Annotated in this window: 21 protein-coding genes; 8 read left to right on the forward strand and 13 right to left on the reverse strand. The window is 71.2% G+C overall.

Going from position 1 to position 21,835, the window contains the following annotated elements:
* Nucleotides 1–90: 90 nt before the first annotated feature.
* From OHA99_RS36750 to OHA99_RS36760, 3 genes are all read right to left on the reverse strand, one after another.
* Nucleotides 91–477: a fic family toxin-antitoxin system, toxin component gene (locus tag OHA99_RS36750; protein ID WP_164386756.1), complete on the reverse strand. Its 387-nt coding sequence runs from the start codon at nt 475–477 to the stop codon at nt 91–93.
* Nucleotides 474–767 carry a DUF1778 domain-containing protein gene (locus OHA99_RS36755; RefSeq protein WP_331728030.1) on the reverse strand — a complete coding sequence of 98 codons (294 nt, stop codon included), beginning with the start codon at nt 765–767 and terminating at the stop codon, nt 474–476. Before OHA99_RS36755 ends, OHA99_RS36750 begins: the two co-directional genes overlap by 4 nt.
* A gap of 64 nt (nt 768–831) precedes the next feature.
* Nucleotides 832–2,328 (reverse strand): phosphoesterase, encoded by a 1,497-nt coding sequence (locus OHA99_RS36760; RefSeq protein ID WP_331728033.1) that lies wholly within the window; start codon nt 2,326–2,328, stop codon nt 832–834.
* A gap of 124 nt (nt 2,329–2,452) precedes the next feature.
* Between OHA99_RS36760 and OHA99_RS36765 the strand changes: the two genes are divergently transcribed.
* The 3 genes from OHA99_RS36765 to OHA99_RS36775 all read left to right on the forward strand — a co-directional run bounded on the left by OHA99_RS36765 (nt 2,453) and on the right by OHA99_RS36775 (nt 5,316).
* Nucleotides 2,453–2,572, forward strand: a complete 120-nt coding sequence (locus OHA99_RS36765; protein WP_405699165.1) for a cytochrome P450 — start codon at nt 2,453–2,455, stop codon at nt 2,570–2,572.
* Between the two features lie 69 nt (nt 2,573–2,641).
* The gene (locus OHA99_RS36770; RefSeq protein WP_210984635.1) at nt 2,642–4,054 is read left to right on the forward strand and encodes an aminotransferase class V-fold PLP-dependent enzyme; all 1,413 of its coding nucleotides are present in this window, start codon (nt 2,642–2,644) and stop codon (nt 4,052–4,054) included.
* Nucleotides 4,055–4,794: 740 nt separating this feature from the next.
* Entirely contained in the window at nt 4,795–5,316 is a 522-nt protein-coding gene (locus OHA99_RS36775; protein WP_165687605.1) for a SigE family RNA polymerase sigma factor, read from the forward strand.
* A 44-nt stretch (nt 5,317–5,360) separates the two neighbouring features.
* On the opposite strand, the gene OHA99_RS36780 is transcribed toward OHA99_RS36775, so the two are convergent.
* From OHA99_RS36780 to OHA99_RS36790, 3 genes are read right to left on the reverse strand one after another with little or no spacing between them, the layout of a single operon-like run.
* A complete protein-coding gene (locus OHA99_RS36780) occupies nt 5,361–6,008 on the reverse strand; it encodes a DJ-1/PfpI family protein (protein ID WP_331728039.1) in 648 nt (215 codons plus the stop codon).
* 45 nt (nt 6,009–6,053) lie between these two features.
* On the reverse strand, nt 6,054–7,571 hold the full coding sequence (locus OHA99_RS36785) for an amidohydrolase family protein (RefSeq protein ID WP_331728042.1): 1,518 nt from the start codon (nt 7,569–7,571) through the stop codon (nt 6,054–6,056).
* Between the two features lie 37 nt (nt 7,572–7,608).
* On the reverse strand, nt 7,609–8,856 hold the full coding sequence (locus OHA99_RS36790; RefSeq protein WP_210984638.1) for an FAD-binding oxidoreductase: 1,248 nt from the start codon (nt 8,854–8,856) through the stop codon (nt 7,609–7,611).
* A 158-nt stretch (nt 8,857–9,014) separates the two neighbouring features.
* Between OHA99_RS36790 and OHA99_RS36795 the strand changes: the two genes are divergently transcribed.
* Nucleotides 9,015–10,058, forward strand: coding sequence for a transposase (locus OHA99_RS36795; RefSeq protein WP_331728049.1), 1,044 nt, complete (start codon nt 9,015–9,017; stop codon nt 10,056–10,058).
* Nucleotides 10,059–10,276: 218 nt separating this feature from the next.
* On the opposite strand, the gene OHA99_RS36800 is transcribed toward OHA99_RS36795, so the two are convergent.
* From OHA99_RS36800 to OHA99_RS36825, 6 genes are all read right to left on the reverse strand, one after another.
* Nucleotides 10,277–11,218: an alpha/beta hydrolase gene (locus tag OHA99_RS36800; RefSeq protein ID WP_331728052.1), complete on the reverse strand. Its 942-nt coding sequence runs from the start codon at nt 11,216–11,218 to the stop codon at nt 10,277–10,279.
* A gap of 86 nt (nt 11,219–11,304) precedes the next feature.
* Nucleotides 11,305–12,318: an ABC transporter permease gene (locus tag OHA99_RS36805; RefSeq protein WP_405699166.1), complete on the reverse strand. Its 1,014-nt coding sequence runs from the start codon at nt 12,316–12,318 to the stop codon at nt 11,305–11,307.
* Between the two features lie 5 nt (nt 12,319–12,323).
* Complete coding sequence (locus OHA99_RS36810; RefSeq protein WP_153182250.1) at nt 12,324–13,103, reverse strand: ATP-binding cassette domain-containing protein; 780 nt, start codon at nt 13,101–13,103, stop codon at nt 12,324–12,326.
* The gene (locus OHA99_RS36815) at nt 13,103–13,954 is read right to left on the reverse strand and encodes a sugar ABC transporter substrate-binding protein (protein WP_165687512.1); all 852 of its coding nucleotides are present in this window, start codon (nt 13,952–13,954) and stop codon (nt 13,103–13,105) included. Before OHA99_RS36815 ends, OHA99_RS36810 begins: the two co-directional genes overlap by 1 nt.
* Nucleotides 13,955–14,255: 301 nt before the next feature.
* Nucleotides 14,256–15,872 carry a CdaR family transcriptional regulator gene (locus OHA99_RS36820; RefSeq protein ID WP_153182252.1) on the reverse strand — a complete coding sequence of 539 codons (1,617 nt, stop codon included), beginning with the start codon at nt 15,870–15,872 and terminating at the stop codon, nt 14,256–14,258.
* Between the two features lie 180 nt (nt 15,873–16,052).
* Complete coding sequence (locus tag OHA99_RS36825; protein ID WP_331728065.1) at nt 16,053–17,162, reverse strand: LacI family DNA-binding transcriptional regulator; 1,110 nt, start codon at nt 17,160–17,162, stop codon at nt 16,053–16,055.
* 194 nt (nt 17,163–17,356) lie between these two features.
* Here OHA99_RS36825 and OHA99_RS36830 point away from each other — a divergent pair, with 194 nt between their 5' ends.
* From OHA99_RS36830 to OHA99_RS36845, 4 genes are read left to right on the forward strand one after another with little or no spacing between them, the layout of a single operon-like run.
* Complete coding sequence (locus tag OHA99_RS36830) at nt 17,357–18,259, forward strand: ABC transporter substrate-binding protein (protein WP_331728068.1); 903 nt, start codon at nt 17,357–17,359, stop codon at nt 18,257–18,259.
* The gene (locus OHA99_RS36835) at nt 18,256–19,353 is read left to right on the forward strand and encodes an amino acid ABC transporter permease (protein WP_207629611.1); all 1,098 of its coding nucleotides are present in this window, start codon (nt 18,256–18,258) and stop codon (nt 19,351–19,353) included. Before OHA99_RS36830 ends, OHA99_RS36835 begins: the two co-directional genes overlap by 4 nt.
* Nucleotide 19,354: 1 nt before the next feature.
* Complete coding sequence (locus OHA99_RS36840; RefSeq protein WP_153182255.1) at nt 19,355–20,098, forward strand: amino acid ABC transporter ATP-binding protein; 744 nt, start codon at nt 19,355–19,357, stop codon at nt 20,096–20,098.
* The gene (locus OHA99_RS36845) at nt 20,095–20,841 is read left to right on the forward strand and encodes a type 1 glutamine amidotransferase (RefSeq protein ID WP_164386727.1); all 747 of its coding nucleotides are present in this window, start codon (nt 20,095–20,097) and stop codon (nt 20,839–20,841) included. The genes OHA99_RS36840 and OHA99_RS36845 overlap by 4 nt, the downstream gene beginning before the upstream one ends.
* A 73-nt stretch (nt 20,842–20,914) precedes the next feature.
* Here OHA99_RS36845 and OHA99_RS36850 read toward each other — a convergent pair whose 3' ends face one another.
* The gene (locus tag OHA99_RS36850) at nt 20,915–21,814 is read right to left on the reverse strand and encodes an alpha/beta fold hydrolase (protein ID WP_331728078.1); all 900 of its coding nucleotides are present in this window, start codon (nt 21,812–21,814) and stop codon (nt 20,915–20,917) included.
* Between the last annotated feature and the right edge of the window lie 21 nt (nt 21,815–21,835).

The raw sequence follows: 21,835 nt of genomic DNA on the forward strand, positions 1-21,835 counted from the left end.
GGGGATACGCGCGCCGGGGCGGGGGTGTTGAACCGCCCCCGCTCCGGCCCGCCCCGGCGGCGCCGCCCTCCGCGACGGCGGCCGGCCGGGTCAGGAGACGTGCCACCCGCGCAGCCGGCGCCCGATGAGGCCGACCCCGACGGTGCCGGAAGCCGCCTCCCGGACCAGGGCGACCGCCTCCTTCGGCGGATAGTCGAGCCGGCACCCGTTCAGCGCCAGGTAGGCCTCCGCGGAGTGCCACGCGAACGCCTCGTTGGAGTGCTCCAGACACGGCAGCCGCACCAGCGTCTGGAGCAGCGCGGCCGCCTTGAGGTACAGGGAGCCGTAGATGTCGCGTTCCAAGGCCCGCGCGTCGACCCGGGCGGCGGCCGCGTGCAGCGGGCCGTAGTCGTCGACCTGCGGATCGCCCGGCAGCAGCTCGGCCGCGTGCAGCAGGAAGGCCACGTCCAGCGGATGCGGAGCCCCGTCCCCGCTCACGCGGCGTCGTCCCGCTGCCGCTCCAGGTCGTGCCGTGCGTCCAGCTCCGCCGCACGCCGCTGTGCGCCGGGGACGGCGGAGCCGGACGCCTCCGCGAAGGCGTCGCCGCTGCGGGCCATCGACTGCCGGAACGCGTCGAGGAAGTGCTTCTCCACGGCCGTGGCACGGGCGTAGGCGGCCGACAGGATGTACTCCTGGAGGCTGACGCCCTCCTGCCGCGCGGCCGACTCGATCGCCGCGCGCTGCGCGGGGTCGGGAAATCGCAGGTTCATCGCCTTGGGATGAGACATGGCACCAATGGTACCGGTGATACCAGGCGTGGGCCAGCGTCCGTCCGGCCGCCGGCCCACGGGGTCAGCGGACCTCGACGAACACGGGGTTGGAGTAGAACCACAGGTCGTCCCAGGGACTCTCCAGACCGTCGGCGAGCGGCTCGGCCTCGTCGGTGCTCGTGCCGCGCACCCGCACGTAGAGGTCGCTCCCCACGTCGCGCAGGGTGTGCCTGATGACCTGCTCGTGCCCGCGCCGGTGCCAGTCGCCCGGCCCGAACCTCGCCACGACCTTCGTGGTGGGGTTGGTGTCGGCGTCGAGGTCGGAGCCCGGTCCGGTGACCTGCCCGACGATCAGGTCGACACGGCGCACCTGGGGGCGGTCGCCGTTGGCGTTCTCGCCCCGCTGGGGCCGGAACCGGATCTCTATGTCGACCCGGTCGCGGTCGCGGTGGCCGAGGACGAGGGTCTCGCCCGTGGCCGCACCGCCGTGCCGTCCGGAGACGGTGAGGTCGAGGCCGGTGACCAGGTCTCCGGTCCCCACCCAGATCCGGCCGTTGCGGAGCCCGTCCATGATGTCGGCGTAGTCCTGCCGGGCGTACACGTGGGTCTTGCTGTACTCGCCGGGCCAGAAGTCGGAGCCGCCGCGGGTCCAGTGCACGTGGGAGTCGGACGTGGCGGTGATCCACCACCGGCGGCCCTCGCCCAGCAACGCGTCCCACAGACCGCCCACCCGGGCGGTCATCTGGTCGAAGCCGCCGTACGTGGGGTGGCTGCCGTATCCTCCGCGCGCACGGCCGAGGAGCGGTCCCGCCTGGTGCCCGGGAGCACCCTCGAAGCCCACGTAGACGTCCGGTGCCGCGTTGTTGCCGTTGCGGAACTCGCGCGGGGTGTCCTGGCCCCAGACGCCGAGACCGGTCGCCGAGCGCGACGCGTGGTGGGCGATCACCAGCGGCTTGTGCGGCATGTCCTTCGCGGTCTTCAGGAACTCCACCATCTTGGCCTCGGTGTTGCGGCGGGGGTCCGTGGGGAAGGCGTCGTACTTGGCGAAGCGGCTTTCCAGTTCGAACAGCTGACGGGCCTCGTCGGAGTGGTGCGGGATCATCAGCGTGTGGTGGTCCAGGGCCGGGGCGTCGAACTCCATGCCCCAGAACTGGAGGACCTCGGGGACCAGCGCGCGCGAGCGCAGCAGGTCGGGATAGGCCAGCTCCAGGTTCACCTTCGAGTGCGTGGGGCCGCCGTGGTCGGTGCACATGGCCCAGCTGAGGCCGAAGTGCTTGGCCATGATCGCGTTGGTGACGATCGGGTACACCGCGTCCGCGCCCTTGTGGAAGGTGGGCGGCGTGGTGGAGGTGTCGAACTCCCCGCTGTACTCGGAGTGCACGTGGTGGTCGCCGGCGCGCCAGGCCCTGCGGTGCGAGCCGCCTCCGCGTCCGCGCTCCTCACCGCCGGCCGCCGCGGCCGGAGCCGCCACCGCCAGCGGACTCGCGGCGACGAAGGTCGCCCCCACACCCGCGTACTTGACCAACTGGCGTCGGGAAACGGCCGAGGACGCGTCCTGCCGGCCTGCGCTGTTCTTCACCCGGAAGTCCTTCGCTCACGTCTGTGATCGTGCTGGGCGGCCGAGTCTCGCGCCACGCGCTGAACACGGCGTGAACGCGACCTGCCGAGCTGTCTTTCCGGTGTCCGATCTGGCTGAACCGGACATGGAAGGGCACCATCACGTCGCCTTCGGCTTCGGCGTCCACCAGTGCCTCGGCCACAACCTGGCCCGCGCCGAACTGGCTGTCGTCCCGCACACCCTCTTCGACCGGCTGCCCACGTAAACCTTTCCGCTCCCGACGCAACCAACCTGTGCCACGTGCGCCGAGACACGCGAAAGGAATGTCATGATCATGACCAATGGGACGACCGCGGAAAGCACCGGTGTCTCCCGGCGGGGGTTCGTCGGACTGCTCGGAGCCGGTGCCGCGGCCGTCGGCATCGGCGCGGCCGGTGCCTCGCCGGCCGTGGGCGCACCCGCCGGCCCGACGTCGGTCACCCTGCCGCCCACCTCGTCGCCGCGCTACTGGGAAGCCGTGGAGAGACTGTTCGTCCTGGACAAGGACGTGCTCTTCATGAACGTCGGCACGGTGGGATCGCCGCCGCGCGAGGTGCTCGACACCCTCGCCAGGACGCACCGGGACATCGCCGTCGGGGCTCTCTCCGGATACGACGACTTCGCCGACGTACGTGCCGTCGTCGCGAGCGGCTACGGCTGCGACCCCGACGAGGTCGCCGTCACACACAACACCACCGACGCCATATCGAAGATCATCGCCGGGCTCGACCTGAACGAGGGCGACGAGTTCCTCATCACCAACCACGAGCACCCGGCCTCGCTCACGTCGTTGGCCCAGGCCCGGGACCGGCACGGCATCGTCGTCAAGCAGGTGGACCTCCCGGTCGGCAACGACCAGCGCGCCGAGGACTACGTCGAGCTGTTTCGCAGGGCCATCACCCCGCGGACCCGGGCGATGCTGTTCTCCGCGCCCACCCAGAAGACGGGTGCCATGCTGCCCGTCGCGATGCTGGCGAAGCTCGCCCAGGAACACGGTCTGATCACCATCGTCGACGGTGCCCACATACCGGGAATGATGGCGTACGACTTCCACGAACTGGGCGTCGACTTCCTCGCCGGTTCGATGGCGAAGTGGCAGTGCGCCCCGGCCGGCACCGGTCTCCTCTACGTCCGCAACAAGGTGCTGCCCCGCTACAACCCCAACCCGCTGCCCGAGTTCTGGCCCGTGGTGTCCATGAGCTACCCCACCCAGGGCGGACTGCCACCGCGGTCCACCGGGCCGACCGCGAGCTACGACATCGCCTCGCTCCTCCAGGACGTCGGCAACACCAGCCTCGCGATGATGGCCGCTGTACGCAACACCTGCGAGATCTGGGACCGCATCGGACGCACCCGGATCCAGGACTACACCCTCGGGCTCTCCGCGTACCTCAAGGAACTGATCGTCGAGCGCTGGGGCGTCGAGTCCCTCTACGCACCGAAGGACGACCCGCGTCTGGCGTCCGCGCTCACCTGCTTCACGCCGTTCCGCGACCCGGCCGACGTCGTCGACGCGAAGAAGGCGTCCGCACTCGTGAACCGGCTCAAGGAGGAACACGGCATCGTGATCCGCAGCATCTCCTTCCCGGTGATCGGCTCGGCCAAGGACCACCAGGCGCTCCGCGTCTCCACGCACCTCTTCCACCAGAGGAGAGACGTGGAGCGACTCGTCAACGCGGTGTGGGCACTGGCACGGGAGATGGACTGACCTCCTGTCGACGCCGTGCCGCGCAGGTGAGACACAGGGCTCACCTGCGCGGCGAGCGGTCCGGACAACGGTGGGCACGGGGCTCGGCCGAAGCTACGCGGGGAAGCGGTGCTCCGGTACACGCGAACTCCGTACGACCTCATAGCCCGCGCGCATGGCCGGCGGGCGAGCACACGAAGAAGACATGTCGACGGGCTGTTCATTGGCTGGAAAGGGTGGTTCACTCCTCAGCGGTCAGGGTCGATCCCGCTCGACGCTGATGTCTTCCCGCCCGACGACGGCCTCCTGGCACGGGGTTCGCGTCCGGCAGTCGCCCGTGACCCCCGAGGGGGCACCCGCGACTCGGCCTGTCTGCTCCCCACGGGCGTTGTCGTCGCCCGCGCAAGGGGCAACCGGCCGCGCTCCGGACTGACATCGCGTCACTTCGAGCGTGGAGGAGCCATGAACAGCCCTGGTGCTGTCCTCACCTGTTCGGCCGTCGAACCCGTCGTACCCGTCGTACCCGTCGGATCGGCGGTCCTCGTGCGGGTCCCGTTCGGGCCCTTGCCGGACCGGCTCGGTGTGCCACGAGGGCTGCCGGGCCTGCCGAGACCCGCGGGTGGAGGCGTGCGCCGGAACGAGGCGGCACGGTGAGGGAGACGGATCCTGCGGACACGGACACGGACACGGACACGGACACGGACACGGACACGGACACGGACACGTGCGTCGACCTGCGCGACGTCGAGCGGGAGGCCGCGATGATCCGGCTGTTCGACGGGCAGCACGCCCAACTGGTGCGGCTGGCCGTGCTGCTGGGGGCGGACCAGGACGCCGAGGACGTCGTGGCGGAGGCCTTCTGCGTGCTGCACAGCCGCTGGTACGGACTGCGAGCGCCCCAGGCCGCCGCCGCGTACCTTCGTTCCGTGGTGTGCAACCTGGTCCGGATGCGGATACGGCGTCTACAGGTCTCACGCCGCCATGCGGACGTACCGCCCGACCCCGTCGCCTCCGCCGAGTCGACGGCGATGCTGCACGAGGACCGGCGGCAGGTGGTCGACGCCCTGGAGGGGTTGCCCACGCGGCAGCGGGAGGCACTGGTGCTGCGGTACTGGCTGGATCTCAGGGAACGAGAGATCGCCGACGCGATGGGGATCAGCACGGGCGCGGTGAAGTCGCACATCTCCCGGGGCATGCATGCGCTGTCGCGTGCCATGGGGACACGCAGGGGCAACGGCGGGAGCGCAGGCGGCGGCTCGCCATGCTGGTCCTCGCGGTACTGATCGCGGCCGTCGCCGACGTCGAGGTCCCGCCCCGAGGGTGAGTGTCACCCCCGGCCGTCGGGGAACCGCCGGGCCAGCCGCTCCTTCGCCATCCTGACGATCTCCGGGGGCGCGGACTCCAGGGACCCGGCGTCGTAGGGCGGCTGCGGCGCGTACTCGATGATGAGCTGAACGGTGCGCGCCACGTCGTCGCCCAGTTGCAGGCCGGCCAGGCTCAGGGCCATGTCGATGCCGGCGGAGACACCCGCCGCCGTCGCATAGTGGCCGTCGACCACGACCCGCTCCTTCGACGGCGTCGCGCCGAACTCGCCGAGGTGTTCGAGCGCGGCCCAGTGGGACGTCGCCCGGCGCCCCTTGAGGAGTCCGGCAGCGGCGAGGATCAGGGAGCCCGTGCAGACCGAGGCCGTCCACACGGAGGTCCGGTCGACCCTGCGCAGCCAGGCATGCAGCTCTCCGTCGGACATCTGCTGCGCCTGGCCCGGGCCTCCGCCGATCAGCACCACGTCCGGCTTCGGCACGTCGGCGAGGCTCGTCACGACGTCCACCGACAGGTTCCCCAGGTCGTTGACGACGATGCCCGGACGCTCGGCGACGAAGACGACCTCGGTGCCGGGCAGACGGCCCATGACCTCGTAGGGGCCGATGACGTCCAACGAGGTGAAGCCGGGGTAGAGAACGATCGCGACCTGCACGGGGGACTCCTTGGATGGGTGGAAGGGGCTGTCGGAGACGTGTGGTCAGGCTCTTACCGGCCGCCCGGGAAGGGCGGGTTCCCGCAGGACGCCGTCGCTGACGACGGGTTCCCCGTTGACCAGCACATGGACGAAGCCCGTCGAGGGACGCGTCGTGTGCCGGTAGGTCGCCGCGTCCGTGACGCGTTCCGCGTCGAAGACCACGAGGTCGGCGTCGCAGCCGGGCTGGATCCTGCCCTTGCGCCGCATCGCCGGTGCGGTCTCCTCCAGGACCCGCGCCGGGTGCAGGCTGCACCGGGCGATGGCCTCGGAGAGCGACAGGACGCCCGTCTCGCGCACGGCCACCCGCAGGGTGCGGCCGTAGGTGCCGACGCCGCGCGGATGCGTCCTGACGAAGTCCGGCGGCGGCCACCGCAGGGGGTCGTAGGTGTGGCCGCCCTCGATGACGAAGGGCACGGCGTCGGAGGCCACCACCGCGCCCGGCAGGGCGCAGATGCGGGCGACGCGGTCCGGGGAGGCGTCCTCGTCGAACGACTTGATGAAGGCCAGCCCGGACGGGTCGGCCGCGCGCAGTTCGAGCAGCCGGTCCACCGAGGCGACGGTCTCCCCCGTCCGTGCGTAGACCACGTCCTGCGGTGTGCCGGTCGCGCCGAGGACGTGAAGCCGGTCGGGGTGGAAGTAGTCGGATCCGATCGAGGTCATGCCGGACCCGTAGGGGTAGGCCTCGGTCGTCACCCTGGCGCCCTCCGCGCGGACCGTCTCGACGAGCGCCTGGACCCGGTCCAGGTGACGCGTCGACGTGGAGTTGATGTGGCAGTAGTGCATGTGCGCGCCGGTCAGTCCGGCCACCCGCGTCAGCTCCTCGGCACCGTCCACGACGACCGAGGGGTCCTGCTCGGTCAGGGGCCGCGCATGAGTGAACACCGGCACGCCCGCAGCCGCCGCGAGCCCGGCCACATCGGCGAACTCCGCGGGGTCCGTCTCGGGCGCGTACCCCAGAAGTACGCCGATCCCGAGCGCTCCCTCGCCGAGTTCGGCTTCCAGCATGCGCAGCAGCGCGGCCCTCTGGGCGGGCGAGGCGGGCGCACGCCACGCATGCGACCCCAGGTGGTCCAGCGGCCCGTCCGCTCCCCCCGACAGCGGTGCGCCGGTGATCACGTGCCGGCGCAGGGACGCCCAGGAGACCGAGTACCCGTAGTTGACGGGGCGGCCCTCCGCGGCCGCTCTCCGGTAGGCGGCCGAGACGGGTGCGACGCCCGCCTCCAGTTCGAGTGCGGTGGTGACGCCGTCGAGCGCCTGGAGGCGGCCCTCTCCGATGCCCTGTCCGTGGCTGTGCAGGTCGATGAATCCTGGCGCGACCACGAGACCGCGCGCGTCGATCCGTCTGAGGCCCTCCAGGCCGCCCTCGGACACGGCGGCGATCCGGTCGCCGACGATGCCGACGTCGCGAACGCCGTCCAGGCCGCTGGCGGGATCGACGACCCGGCCCCCTCGGACCACGACGTCGTAGGGCACGCCGGCACCGGCGTTCCTCGACCTGACGGAGTGTGTGTGCGCAGCCATGGCTGGATGGTCTCCCGTCGGACTCACGTGGATCTGGTCAGCGAAGCGGGTCGAAGGCGCGCAGTGCCGGGGGCGTCCGGCCGGTCATCATCTGCTCGGCGAGGAGCTTGCCGGTGACCGGTCCCAGGGTGATGCCCCACATGCCGTGTCCGCCCGCGACGAACACCCGGGGACTGCGCGTGCGCCCGACCAGCGGCAGCCCGTCGGCGGTGCACGGACGGGACCCCACCCACTCGTGCTGCCGGTCCTCCAGGTCCGCGCCGAGCAGAAGCGGGGCCGCCGCGTTCTTGACCGCCTCGATCCGGCGCCGGTCGAGAGGCGCGTCGACGGAACGGAACTCCATCATGCCCGCGAGCCTGAGCCGTCCGTCGACGGGAGTGCACGCGACCCGCTCGGCCGGGAAGTACACCGGCCCCTTGGGCAGGTGCTCGACCGCCACCGTGAAGCTGTAGCCGCGCCCCGCCTGCACGAGACGCCGGACACCCAGCGGGCGCGCCAGTTCAGGCAGCCGCGCACCGGTGGCGATCACGACGGCGTCGAACCGCTCACCGTTGACCCTTACACCCCGGCGGTCGTGGTCCACCGTCCGGACCCTGGACCCGGTCCATATCTCGGCTCCTCTGCGCGTGACGGCCTCGGCCAGGCCGTGGACGAAGGCCGCGGGATCGAGGAAGCGCTGCCCCTCGATCCGGATCGCCGCGACGACCGCACGGGAGAGCGCGGGTTCCATGGCGCGCGCCTCCTCCCCGTCGATCAGGTCGTAGCGCACGCGTTGTCCCGACCGCTCGATGTGGCGGAACTCCTCGACCAGCACCTCACGCGCACCCCTGTCCCGGTACGCGGCGAGGAGCGGGGCGGCCTCCTCCGTGCGGACCCCCAGTTCCGGGTTCTCCAACTCCTCGAAGGCGCCGAGTGCTTGCTCGTTGACGTCCACCAGGGCCGACATCGCCCGCTTCCAACGGGCCTGCGTGCAGTTGCCGGCGAACCGCGCGAGAAACCGGAGGAGCCTCGGGCTGGCGGAGGCCGGGACGTACACGGGGGAGGAGGGATCGAGGACCGCGCGCATTCCGTACTTCAGTACCGAGGGTTCCGGCAGGGGCGTCACGATGCTGGGCGTCAGCCAGCCCGCGTTGCCCCAGCTCGAACCGGAGGCGACGTCGCCCCGGTCGTAGACAACGATGTCCGCCCCGTGCTCCTGGAGGAACCAGGCGGTCGAGAGGCCGACCATGCCGGCCCCGACGACCGCGACACGTTCGGGCCGGTCGAGCGGGATGCGATGACTCATCGGGGCTCTCCTTCGTGGATACCCCGTCCTTCAGGGCGGGGAGGAAACGAAGCTCCTGCGGAGCAGGGCAGGGAGAGCCGGTTCGCCGCCAGGGCGGACCGGCGTCCATCCCCAACTACCCGCACCCCGTCACAAACTGACGGCGTGGCATGTGAACAGTGAAGACCACCCATGTGAAGCGGGCTTTCAAGTACCGCTTCTATCCGACCGATGCGCAGGCAGCCGAGCTGTCGCGCACGTTCGGCTGCGTGCGGAAGGTCTACAACCTCGCCCTCGCCGCGCGCACGGAAGCGTGGACGCGGCAGGAACGGGTGAACTACAACGCCACGTCGGCGATGCTGACGGTCTGGAAGAAGACCGAGGAACTCGCGTACCTGGGCGAGGTCTCCTCCGTCCCACTCCAACAGGCCCTGCGGCACCTCCAGACGGCGTTCACCCAGTTCTTCGGCATGCGGGCGAAGTACCCGCGCTTCAAGTCGCGGAAGAAGTCCCGCAAGTCGGCGGAGTACACCAGCAGCGCGTTCCGGTTCCGGGACGGCACGCTGACCCTGGCGAAGATGACGGAGCCGCTCGACATCGTGTGGTCCCGTCCCCTCCCGGAGGGAGCAACGCCGTCCACGGTGACCGTGTCGCAGGACGCGGCCGACCGCTGGTACGTGTCCCTGCTGGTCGAGGACCCGACCGTGAAGCCGCTCCCCGCCGCCGGCGCGGCGGTCGGCATCGACGTCGGGCTCGACCACCTGCTGACCCTCTCGACCGGCGAGAAGATCGCCAATCCCCGGCATGAGCGGCGCGACCGTACCCGGCTCGCCAAGGCGCAGCGGCAGCTTGCCCGCAAGGCCAAAGGCGATGGAACCAACCGGGCCAAGGCCCGCCGGAAGGCTGCCAAGGTCTACGCCCGCATCACCGACCGCAGGCGTGACCACCTGCACAAGCTCACCACTCGGCTCGTTCGTGAGAACCAAACGATCGTGATCGAGGACCTCACTGTCCGGAACATGGTGAAGAACCGGAGCCTGGCGCGCGCCCGCACCTGGACGTGCGACTGCGGGACGACCCACGACCGGGACGTGAACGCGGCGAAGAACATTCTGGCCGTCGGGCTGACGGCGTCTGTCTGTGGAGCAGGTGTAAGACCTCAACGGAGTACTCCGGGCGGGCAGTCGGCGACGAAGCAGAAGACCCCACGGCGCGAGCCGTAGGAATCCCCCTCCTTCAGGAGGGGAGGAAGTCAAGTGTCCATACTCCGGCCTGGATCGGTTCGGCGGTCTGTGGGTTGAGCACAAGGTGCGGCGCTGGAATTGGGCGAACTCACAACGGTCGCTGCGGGGTTGGACTGCTTCGCAGCCGGGCTGCCCGTCGCGACCGCCTGTTCGCGGGAGCCGCACGCGTGTGTCGTCCATGGGTTCCCGTCCCGGGGCTACGCCGGCAACCGGCGGACGAGGTCGTTGACGGCGTCGGTGAGGCGGGTGAACGCCCGGTCGGCCGCCGGCACCCGCGGCGCGAAGTCGATCCAGCTGTGCACGAGTTCGGGATCGAACAGGAGGGTCACGGACACGCCGTCGTCCTGGAGCCGCCGGGCGTACTCCTCCTCGGACGACCGCAGCAGGTCGTGCCCGGCGACGGCGACCACGGCGGGGGGCAGCCCGGTCAGCGACGCCGCCCGTCCCGGCAGCGCGTACGCCGAACCGGCCGCCGCCTCGTGCGAGGCGTACTGGTGGAGGAAGAAGCGGAGGTCCTCGACGCTGGTGCGCGAGCAGTCCCGGCACTCGCGCATGCTGGGCGCGTCGAGATCGTCGTCGATGCCGGGGTAGACCAGCACCTGGCCGTCGATGCGGGGACTGTCCACGCCGTCCCGGGCCCGGAGGGCGACGCAGGCCGACAGGGTGCCGCCGGCGCTGTCCCCGGCGACCAGCAACGGCAGCGCGGGGTGCAGGGACCGGGCCCAGACGACCGCGTCGTAGGCGTCGTCGAACGGCGCGGGGAAGGGGTGCTCCGGCAGCATCCGGTAGTCGACGGACACCACGAGGGCCCCGGTGTCGCGGCTGAGCCGTCGGGTGACGAGGTCGTGGGTGTCGATGCCGCCCGTGATCCAGGCGCCGCCGTGCAGGTACACCATGACCGAGGTGGGCGTCTCGGGGTGGTAAAGCCGGACGGGGATCTTCCCGCCGCGTCCCTGGACGAACTCGTCGGTGACGCGGTGCACCGGGATGGGGGCGGCGCCGCGGGTGAAGACCGCGATCGCGTCGCGCGCCCCTTGCCGGAGCTCCTCCCCGGTCAGGTCCGCGGCGGCGACGGGGGCGGGGGGTCCCAGCTCGTCGAGGAGGGCGGTGACGTCGGGATCGATGGGAGTGTTGTGCACGTCGCTGCTCCAAGTCGCGGAGGGTGATGTCGGGTTCCGTGCCGCCCGGGAAACGCCGGGCGGCGCCGGTGAGGTGCCCGTCGGGGCTACCTCTTGCGGTAGATGCGCCCCCGGCGCAGGTGGTCGACCGCCACCGCGCTGACCAGGATCGCGCCGATCACGATGCTGTTGTACTGCGGCGGGATGTTCGTGAGCACCAGGGCGTTGTCGATCAGTGACAGGAGGACGGCGCCCACCGCGATGCCCTGGATGCTGCCCATGCCGCCCATCAGGCTGACCCCGCCGATGAGGACCGCGGTGATCGCGTTGAGGGTGGTGGACGTACCGCCGGCGGTGACCTGCCCGGCGCCGACCTGCGCGGAGTAGATGACACCCGCGAGTGCGGCGGTGCCGGCGGCGATCACGTAGAGCGCCACGTCGAGCCGGAGCACGCGCAGCCCGTTGCCGACCGCGGCCTGACGGTTGCCGCCGAGGGCGCGGACCTTCACCCCGAACCGGGTGCGCTCGAGCAGGAACCAGAACACGACACCGACGGCCGCGGCGATGACCACGTCGCTCGAGATGCCGAGGACACTGCCCTGGGCGATGTCCTGGAAGCTCTGCGGGATCGGGATGACGTCGTTGCCGTCCGTCACCAGGTTGTTGAGCCCGGTGAGCATGTAGAACGTCCCCAGGGTCGCGATGATCGGCGGCACGTGGAGATAGGTGATCACCAGGAAGTTCACCACTCCGAACGCGCAGCAGCTCACCAGGCCGATCAGGATCGCGAGCGGCCAGGGGACGCCGTCGACGAGCATTTTGCAGGTCAGGAGCGCGCCGAGGGTGAACACGGCACCGGCGGAGAAGTCCAGGCCCCCGCCGATGATGAGGAGCGCGGCGCCGCAGGCCATGACGAAGTAGATGACGCTGCTGCGCAGGATCTCGGTCAGGTTGCTCTGGGAGAGGAACAGATCGGAGCGGGACGCGGCGAAGGCCCCGATCACCACGATGACGAGCATCAGCGTGGTCTCCTGCCGCACCAGGATCTTCCTCAGCACGGTGGTCCGCTCGGGAACCTGGGTCGGGCCCTGGTCCGTGGTGGGCGGGGTCTTCGTGGTCACGGCCATCACGCCACCTCGTCGTTGTCACTCGGGCCGGACGGCCGGTCGGGCGGGATCGCGCCGGTGATCATGCCGACGACCTCCTCGCGGCCGACGTCGGCGATCCGCCGTGTCCCGACGGTCCGGCCGAGCCGGAGGACGGTCACACGGTCGGCGTGGGTGAAGACGAAGTCCAGATCGTGACTGACGATGATGACCGCCTTTCCCGCCGCCCGGAGTTCGTCGATGATCTCGCCGACGTGCGCGGTCTCCTGGACGCCGAGTGCGGCCGTCGGCTCGTCGAGCAGCATGATCGGTTTGTTCAGCCGGACGGCGCGGGCGACCGCGACCACCTGCCGCTGACCGCCCGACAGCAGCCCGACCGGGGTGCGCACGTCGCCCACCCGCACCTTGAGGTCCTTGAGGACCTGGAAGGCCTCCCGTTCCATGCGGCGCCGGTCGAGCACGATGCCGAACCTGCGCGGCAGGCTGCCGAGCGCCATGTTGTGCGCGATGTCGAGGCACTCGACGAGGGCGAGGTCCTGGTAGACCACGGCGATGCCGTGTCCCTGGGCGTCGGCCGCGGACCGGACGTGTCCCAGCTCCTCCCCGTTGACCAGCACCTGGCCCTCGTCGGCCCGGTGGATGCCCGTGACGATCTTGATCGTCGTGGACTTGCCGGCCCCGTTGTCGCCGACGATGGCGTGCACCTCGCCGGCGTGGGCGTCGAAGTGGACGTCCTCGAGCGCCGACACGGAGCCGAAGTACTTGCGGACGCCGCGCAGTCGCAGTGCGGGGGCGCTCATCAGACCCACCCCTCGCGGAGGAGCCCCTCCAGCTGGTCCTTGCCGACGACCTTGAGCTTGATGGGGACCTCGGGCGCCGGCTTGCCCTGCTTGATGTCGACGACTCCGTCGAGCAGCTGCTTGCCGAGGGTGCAGACGTCCTGGAGCAGGATCAGGTTCGCCGTGCCCTCCTCGACGGCCTTGGACCCGCCGTTGTCGTGCCCACCGGCGAGCAGGAACGTTTTACCTACGCGTCCGTGGGACTTGATCGCCGCCGTCGCGCCCGGTGTGACGGTGCCCATGTGGGTGACGATCTCGGTGACGTCGGGGTGCGCCGTCAGGAGTCCGTTGACCTGGGGGAGCGCCTTCGCGGCGTCGTCGCCGGTGTACACCGCGCCCGCGATGGTCACGTTGTCGGTCTTGGCGGCCGCGGCCTCCACGCCGTCCATCCACGACTTGCCGAGACCGGTGTCGGCCGCGGCGACGAGCCCGAGCACATGCTTGCCGGGCAGCGCCGCGACGGCGTTCACCAGCTTCTCGCCGATGACCGAGAAGTCCGGCGCGATGTTGTAGTCGGCCCCGAACTCCTTGCCGCCGGGGCCGTAGATGGTCCCGGTCACCACGCCGGCGTCCTGCGCCTGCTTGAGGACCTGGGTGAAGCCGGTGCTGGACGGGAACGTGATGATCGCGTCCTTCTTGTTCGCCGTCGCCTGCCGCACCTGCTTGATCATCGCGGTCGCGTCCAGTGCCTGGCCGGTCGGACCGCTCTCGGTGAGCTCGACTCCGAGTTTCTTCGCCTCGTCCTTCATGCAGTCCCCGATCTGCCGCCACGTCGGGTAACTGGGCAACGGATTGACGAATTGGACCGTCATGCCGCCGGAGTTTCCCGAGGACGAAGCGGAACCGTTCGTTTTTCCTTGATCGGCGCATCCGACCAGAAAGGGGAAGGCAAGCATCGACGTCATCAGTGCCGCACCGATGCGGATGTGACCGCGACGCGCGGTCGTGCTGGTCGTCATCCTGAGTTCCTCCTGAAGGGCAACCCGTGGCTCGATCCTTGGGGGTGGCCCGGGCTGTGGTGCAGCATCATGCCCCGGTCCGGCCCTGCCCGTGTTGGTTTGATCGGCCAAAGCTCGGCGGTGTTCTTTAGCCGGGGCTCCAGACGCTTTCTGCTCAGGAATCGAGACGGAACTGCAGCATGAGCTCGAACCGCATTTCGGCATCGGTCAGGTCCACTCCCGTGACCTCCGTTATGCGTTTGAGTCGATACCGCAACGTATTCTTGTGCACGTGCAGAATCTCCGACGCCGCGGAAATGTCTCCGAAGTTGTCGAGCCAGCAGCGGAGCGTCTGAAGGAGCGCCGCGTCGTGCGTACGGTCGTAGGCGCGCAGCCGGTCCAGCGGCCCCACGTGGGGGAGCGTTTCGCCGGCCAGGAGATCGGAGAGGCGGAGCACGAGGGAACGGCCGTACACGTCCTCGCGCGTGGCCAGACGCAGGGGCGGCGTCCCCGCGCCCGCCGCGGAGCAGCGCAGGACCCGCAGCACCAGGTCCGCGTCGTCGCGCGACCGGTTCAGGTCGGTGAGGTGATGGACCGGTGCGCCGATGCCGATCACCAGTCCCCGCCAGTCGCGGCCGAGGCGCTGCACGAACCCGGTCGCGAGGCGGCGGACCGTGGCGAGGTCGGCCGGCTCGTCCGCGTACGTCGGCACGATCCCGTAGATGGTGTCGCCGAGCAACGCGCAGACGGCACTGGGTAGTTCTCCGCGCAGGAGCATCGTGAGGGAGCCGGCGACGTGGTCCAGGCCCGCCGTCGCGGTCACCGGGACCCGGCCGTCGTGGGTGAGGCCGGCCGCGAGGACGTAGCCGCCGGTGACGGTGCGCGGGGCGCTCAGTTTCTGCGCCGCCTGCCACGCGGGCTGCCCGCCCTGGAGCAGCGCGGCGACCGTCGCGAGCCGCATGCGGTGCGCGGCGTCGGCGGCGATGCGTGAGCGCAGCATCGCGATGGCGGCCACGTGGGCGGCCTCCATCATGGCCTGCTCGTGCACGGGTGACAGGGGCTCCTCGGAGACGGCCCAGATCGACCCCAGGAGTTCGTCGGCGGCGGACACGCGGAAGGCGACCCGCGGTTTGGCGCCGCGCATGAACGGCTCGATGAACACCGGCCGCGCCGACGCGTACAGCCGGTGGAAGATGCCCTGGTCCGTGAGGGGCGTCTGGTAGACACCCGGCACCTGCTGGCCGAGCACGCTCGCCTTGCGGGCCTCGTCGGCGCGTACCTGGTCGGCCGAGAAGGCGAGGATCCGCGAGTCGCGGTCCTCGATGGTCACGGGAGCGTCGAGCAGTCCCGACAGACTGTTGGCGATCTTGAACAGGTCGAGTTCGGTGTCGGCCGTCCCCACCGCCGCCCACGGGTCGTCCCCGCCCGCGGACCGCGGCTGGAGCAGCGTCGCGAGGCGCAGCCACGACGCCCCGCCGACCAGGCTCAGGACGGAGACGGACGCCTGCATCGCGCGGGCGTGGACCTCGACGTCGATCTCGGCCGGGCCGCGGACGACCAGAGCGGTGGCGCCCGCGTCGCCGATGCGCTCCAGGAGCTGGACGATGCCGCGTGCCCCGTGCACACCGACGCCCAGGACCATGGCCCGGGCGGGGATGGGCACGTCGTCGACCGGGGAGAGGATGGTGACGTGCTCGAAGAGCTGGGCCTCGCCCACCGGGCCCGTCTCGTGGCTCAGCAGGGACCGGCCCAACCGCTCGAGCACAGCGGCTACGGAGTCACCTTTGGGCATGGGACACCTCCCGGGGCCACGGGGACACCGTGGGGAGAATGCGGCCACATTATAGATTCATCCCCTTTATGTCACTGCGTGGGTGGAAGTCTCTCGGCTGCTCGCTCGGCTGCTCTTTCGACTGCTCCCGGTCCCGGAGGAGTGCGCGCGGATTCTCGCCCTTCCCGGTGTCCGGCCGCGCTACCCGGTCGCGTCGCGGCCGCGGCGCGTGGAGCCGCGCACGACCACCGTGCACGGGACGACCACGTGGTCCGGTTCCTTGCCGTCGAGCACGTCGATGAGGACCGACACGCACTCGGCGCCCAGCCGGCGGGCGTCCAGGCTGAGTGAGGTCAACGGGACGTCCCAGTCGGCGGTGCCCGTCGACCGGTCGCTCTCCCGCATCACGCTGATCATCAGGTCGTCGGGGACGCCGAGGCCGAGCCGCCGCGCGGCGACGACGAGGGCCTGCCCGTAGGTCTCGTTGAGCCCGTGCACCGCGTCGGGCCGGTCCGGGGCGCTGAGCATGCGCAGAGCCGCCTCGACGGGGTCCTCCGCGGCGGCGGGGGAGTCGACGACGGGAGCCTGGCCGACGGCGTCGCACCACTGGCGGTAGAGGCGTTCGCAGTCCTGCGTGTAGGCGTCCGGCTCGGGGCCGGTGAGCAGACCGGCACGGGCCGCGCCGGAGGTGCGCAGATGGCCGAGGATCTCCGCCATTCCGTGTTCCAGGTCGCTCTCCACCGTGGGGACGCCGTCGTATCCCGGGTCGATGGGGCGTCCGTCGGTGACCACGGGCATGCCGCGGCGCGCGCAGTCGGCGAGGAGTGGGTCCTCGCGCACCGGGTCGACGATGATCAGCCCGTCCATGGGCACACGGGCCCACAGGCCGGAGGCCGGGTCGCCGGGCACGACGACGAGGGCGTAGTCGCGCTCCACGGCGGTCATGGTGGCGCCCGCGGAGAAGGCGGCGTAGTAGGGGCGGTAGGTGCTGGCCCAGGGGAGATCCGACATGTGGCCGACGACGAGGCCCAGGATGCCGGTCCGTCCGGAGACCAGGCCGCGGGCCACCGGGTCCGGCCGGTAACCCAGTTCCGCGGCGGCGCGACGCACCCGCTCGCGGGTGGCCGGGGCGATCTGGCCCTTGCCGCGCAGGGCGTGCGAGACCGTCGTGATGGACAGCCCGGCCGCCTCCGCCACGTCGCGGATGCCCACGCGCCGTCCCGGCCCCCTGGGCGGGGCCGCCGGGGCCGCAGCCGGTGCCGGTGCGGGTCTCCGGCCGGTCCTGCCCGTCTCGTCCTCGCGGCTGGTCATGCCTGCCTCGCCCTCCCTCTCCGGCCCCGGTGCCCTCCCGGACGGCCGTGTTCCCACGCGATTCGTCGGGGATCGTGCCCGACGCACCGGACCCAAAACGTTTTGGTCTCGTCGAGTCCGGGCTATTGACGTTCCCAAAACGTTTTGGGCACTGTAGCGCACCAATGGATTCCGGCCACGTCCCCAGGAGTGTCATGCGCACCCTCCGTACCCTCGCCGTGCCCGCACTCGGCACCGTGCTGCTGGCGGCTCTCACCGCCTGCGGCGGCTCCGCGTCCCCCGGCGGCGACTCCACGTCCCACACCACCGACGCCAAGGAAGGCCGCACCTACGGCGAGTGCGAGGTGACCGGCGAGCGCGGCTCGATCGACCTCGAGACCGTCGAGAAGGACACCCTCACCGTCGTGGGCGACCTGCCGAGCCCCGGCTGGTGGAACGGCGACACGGTCCGCCGGATCGACAACGGCTACGAGTACTGCATGGCCGCCAACCTCGCCTACCGCGCCGGCCTGTCCAAACTCACCGTGCGCAACGTCTCCTTCGACGCGCTCGTCGCCGGCAAGACGAACGACTTCGACCTGGCGCTCGCCGAGATCTCCATCACCGACCAACGCCGCAAGGTCGTCGACTTCTCCGCCCCCTACTTCGCCTCCAACATCGGCGTCCTGGTGAAGTCCGGCACGGAGGTCACCCAGGACACCATCACCGGCCTGCGACTCGGCGTGAAACAGGGCACCACCGGGGCCGACTTCGTCCGCGACCACCTGCACCCCGACAAGGCGCCGAAGGTGTTCGCCGGCGACGTCGAACTTCAGGCGGCCGTCCAGGCCGGCCAGATCGACGCCGGCCTCACCGACGTCGCGATCGTGCTGGGCAAGGCGAACGAGTCCAAGGGAAGACTCGAGGTGATCGGCCAGTACGACACCGGGGAGTCCTACGGCGCGCTCTACCCGAAGGGCAGCGCCAACGCCTCCGCCCTGGACGGCGCCATCGAGGAGATGAAGAAGGACGGCACGCTCGGCGAACTCGCCTCGACCTATCTGACCAAGGCCTTCGGCGGAGACCCCGAGGCGATCCCGCTCTGGAGCGCCAAGTGACCCTCGTATCCGGCCCGCTGACGACAGAACGCAAGGAACCGGCGAAGCGCACCCCGCCCCCGCCGGCCCTGCCACTGGCCGCCGGCGCCGTCACCGCGGTCGTGGCCACCGTGGCCCTGACCGGCCTCACCGCCGCCTCGGCGAGCCGGGTACTGCCCGGCGCCGCGGTGGCGACCGGCGCCGTCGCGGTGGCCGCCGTCGTCCTCACCCTGCTCAGGCCCGCACTGCGCGCGGTGCGCTCGGCCCGTGCCGCCACCGCCGCCTGGACCGGCGGGCGGCCCGCCGACGCCCGCCGGGCCGCGTCCGAGGCACGCGAGGACGCCTGGACCGCCCTGGGCTGGTGCCTGGCCGCGCTCGTCGTGCTCGGCGCCGCCTGGTTCCTGTGCACCAACGACCGTGCGGTGCAGCGCACCTTCTTCGACGGCGACGTCATCGGCCTCAGCGCCGGGGAGATCCTGTCCGCCTTCGGCACCAACCTCTTCATCGCCGTCGTCGCCCAGGTCCTGATCCTCGCCTGGGGACTGACCCTGGCCCTCGCCCGCATGGCCCCCGGCCGGGCCGGCCGGCCCCTGCGGCTCCTCGCGACCACCTACATCGACGGCTTCCGCGCCGTCCCGGCGATCATCATCATCTACCTGATCGGCTTCGGGCTGCCGCTCGCCGAAGTGCCGCTGCTCAGCTCACTGAGCCCGGTCTGGTTCGCGATCCTCGCCCTCACCCTGACCTACGGCGCGTACGTCGCCGAGGTGTTCCGCGCCGGCATCGAATCCGTCGCACCGGGCCAGAGCGCCGCCGCCCGCTCCCTGGGCCTGTCGCAGAGCGCCACACTGCGCCACGTCGTCCTGCCCCAGGCGACCCGCCGCGTCGTCCCGCCCCTGCTCAACGACTTCATCAGCCTCCAGAAGGACACCGCCCTGGTGAACGTCATCGGCACGATCGACGCCTTCAACCAGTCGAAGATCTTCGCGTCCAACCACTTCAACCTCTCCTCCGTCACCGTGGTCGCGGCGCTCTTCATCCTCGTCACCATCCCGCAGGCACGGCTCGTGGACCGGCTGACGGCCCGGGAACAGCGACGCGGAAAGGGAGCCTGACATGCCCTTCATAGAGATCGACGCCGTGCACAAGAGCTACGGCCGCACCCCGGTCCTGCGCGGCATCGACCTGGACGTCGAACAGCACCAGGTGGTGACCCTGATCGGCGCCTCCGGCAGCGGCAAGTCGACCCTGCTGCGGTGCGTCAACGGCCTGGAGGACATCAGCGGCGGCGAGATACGCGTCGGGGGCGAGAACGCGTCCGGCCGAGGCACCGACGTGAACCGGCTGCGCCGCGACGTCGGCATGGTCTTCCAGCACTTCAACCTCTTCCCGCACATGAACGTCGTACGCAACGTCGCCCTCGCGCCGATGCGGGTGGCCGGCGTACCCCGCGCCGAGGCCGAGGAGCGGGCCCGCACCCTCCTCGCCCGCGTCGGCCTCGCCGACAAGGCCGACCGCATGCCCGACCAGCTCTCCGGCGGACAGCAGCAGCGGGTGGCCATCGTCCGGGCCCTGGCCACCCGGCCGCGAGCACTGCTCCTCGACGAGATCACCTCCGCCCTCGACCCCGAACTCGTCGCCGAAGTGCTCGCCATCGTCCGCGAGTTGGCCGACGGCGGCATGACCATGCTGCTGGCCACCCACGAGATGGGCTTCGCCCGGGAGGTGTCGCACAAGGTGTGCTTCCTCCACCAGGGAGTACTCCTGGAGGAGGGCCCGCCCGAGCAGATCTTCGGCGAGCCGCGGGAGGAACGCACCCGCGCCTTCCTGCGCCGCATCGTCGAAGCGGGACGGCTGTGAGCGCGGCCCGCGTGCTCGTAGTGGAGCACGAGAACGGCACCGGCCCGGCCCAGGTGGGCGAACGCCTCACCGCCCGGGGGCTCGACCTCGACCTGTGCCGTCCGTGGGCGGGCGACCCACTCCCCGCGACCCTGGACGCGTACGACGGCCTCCTGATCCTCGGCGGCTCCATGGGCCCCTACGACGAGGCCGAGGCACCGTGGCTGCCCGAGGCGATCGGCCTGCTGCGCCAGGCCGTGGCCCGGGACCTGCCCACCCTCGGCATCTGCCTCGGCATGGAACTGCTCACCGTGGCCTGCGGCGGCACGGTCGGGCACTCCGAGCACCCGGAGGTGGGCCTGGGCGAGCTGACCCCGCTGCTCCCCGCGTCGAGGGACGAACTCTTCGCCCCCCTCGCGGACCTGGACGAGCCCCTGCACGCCGTGCAGTGGCACTGGGAGGAGACGTCCGTCCCGCCCGAGGGTGCAGTCCCGCTCCTCACCAGCAGGCGCTGCGCCCACCAGGCCTACCGGGTGGGGACCGCCGTGTGGGGCGTCCAGTTCCACCCCGAGGTGCTGGCCGGCCACATCGCCACCTGGGGGACCTCCGACGACGCGCCGTTGCGGGCACTGGGCCTCGACCCGCCCTCGGTCGTCCGCCGGGTGGCACGCGAGGACGCACACCTGCGGGCGGTGTGGGGCGCCTTCGCCGAACGGTGGGGCACGGTCGTGGAGACCCGCAGAACGGCATCCGTGCGGCACTGACGGGGCCGTGCGGGCGCCACCCCCACTCGCCCGGTGCGAGTGGGGGCTTCGGCCTCGGTGACCGGGACGGCACTCAGCCCCGGGCGTGCTCCTCGATGAACTCCGTCACCATGGCCCGGTACCGGTCCCGGCGCAGCATGTCCGTGCCGTGCAGTTCGTCGTCGTCGACGACGAGCCGCTTGTCCTCGGCGCCGGAGTTCTCGTAGAGGACGCGCACCTCCCGCTCCATGTTCCCCTGGAGATCGCCCGACCCGACCATGAAGAGCGAGGGCGCCGTGATCCGGAGCACCGACGGCACCGCGTCGACGGTCAGGCACGCGGAGGGCGAGGACATGATCAGCAGCCCGGTCACGGGAAGCGACTGGGCCGCGCCCGCCACGATCGTCGAGGTCCCGCCGCAGGACGCTCCGGCCAGGAACACCCGCTCGGCCCCGACCCGTTTCAGCTCGGCGAGGGCCGCCTCGGCGTCCAGGTCGGGGTCCTCGTTCTTCTCGTCGTGCTCGGACGCCCCGTGGTTGCGGTACTCCGGCAGCACCACCCGGAAGCCCTTCGCGGCGAGTTGCCGCCCCGTCTCCAGCCACGAGCAGATGTTGTAGCCCTGTTCGTGGTCGAGCAGGACACCGTCGGGCCCGTCACCGAGGACCAGCGCGGACAGATGCAACCCGTCGCGGGTCGTCAACACGGTGGCCCTGTCCCGCAGTTCCTCGGGCACACACGTGTTCACCCGGTAACCGGCCTTCGTCCGCACCGTGTCGTCGGGCCAGGCCGGGGTGTACTCGGCCGGCGGGTTCGCCGGTACGCGCGGCCGGTCGGTCCGGGTGCCGCCCGCACCCCCGTCCCCCGCCGAGACCGGAGGGGACGACACACGGTCCGGCGACGCCCCGGCGGTCCCGGCGGGAGCGTCCCGGTCCGGAGCCGAGCAGGCCGCGAGCACCAGCCCCGCGGCCGCGAGCGCGACCACGCCACCTCTCATCCGCCGCACGCCCATTCCTTC

The organism is Streptomyces coelicoflavus, assembly GCF_045041415.1.
In the GTDB taxonomy this organism is placed as follows: domain Bacteria; phylum Actinomycetota; class Actinomycetes; order Streptomycetales; family Streptomycetaceae; genus Streptomyces; species Streptomyces coelicoflavus.

Excerpts from the sequence above, each read along its gene's own strand:
- OHA99_RS36850 (WP_331728078.1), bottom strand. The coding sequence starts at position 21,814 with ATGAGAGGTGGCGTGGTCGCGCTCGCGGCCGCGGGGCTGGTGCTCGCG.
- OHA99_RS36770 (WP_210984635.1), top strand. The coding sequence starts at position 2,642 with ATGACCAATGGGACGACCGCGGAAAGCACCGGTGTCTCCCGGCGGGGG.
- OHA99_RS36815 (WP_165687512.1), bottom strand. The coding sequence starts at position 13,954 with ATGACGGTCCAATTCGTCAATCCGTTGCCCAGTTACCCGACGTGGCGG.
- OHA99_RS36785 (WP_331728042.1), bottom strand. The coding sequence starts at position 7,571 with ATGGCTGCGCACACACACTCCGTCAGGTCGAGGAACGCCGGTGCCGGC.
- OHA99_RS36820 (WP_153182252.1), bottom strand. The coding sequence starts at position 15,872 with ATGCCCAAAGGTGACTCCGTAGCCGCTGTGCTCGAGCGGTTGGGCCGG.
- OHA99_RS36840 (WP_153182255.1), top strand. The coding sequence starts at position 19,355 with ATGCCCTTCATAGAGATCGACGCCGTGCACAAGAGCTACGGCCGCACC.
- OHA99_RS36765 (WP_405699165.1), top strand. The coding sequence starts at position 2,453 with ATGGAAGGGCACCATCACGTCGCCTTCGGCTTCGGCGTCCACCAGTGC.
- OHA99_RS36825 (WP_331728065.1), bottom strand. The coding sequence starts at position 17,162 with ATGACCAGCCGCGAGGACGAGACGGGCAGGACCGGCCGGAGACCCGCA.
- OHA99_RS36810 (WP_153182250.1), bottom strand. The coding sequence starts at position 13,103 with ATGAGCGCCCCCGCACTGCGACTGCGCGGCGTCCGCAAGTACTTCGGC.
- OHA99_RS36755 (WP_331728030.1), bottom strand. The coding sequence starts at position 767 with ATGTCTCATCCCAAGGCGATGAACCTGCGATTTCCCGACCCCGCGCAG.
- OHA99_RS36775 (WP_165687605.1), top strand. The coding sequence starts at position 4,795 with ATGATCCGGCTGTTCGACGGGCAGCACGCCCAACTGGTGCGGCTGGCC.
- OHA99_RS36790 (WP_210984638.1), bottom strand. The coding sequence starts at position 8,856 with ATGAGTCATCGCATCCCGCTCGACCGGCCCGAACGTGTCGCGGTCGTC.
- OHA99_RS36830 (WP_331728068.1), top strand. The coding sequence starts at position 17,357 with ATGCGCACCCTCCGTACCCTCGCCGTGCCCGCACTCGGCACCGTGCTG.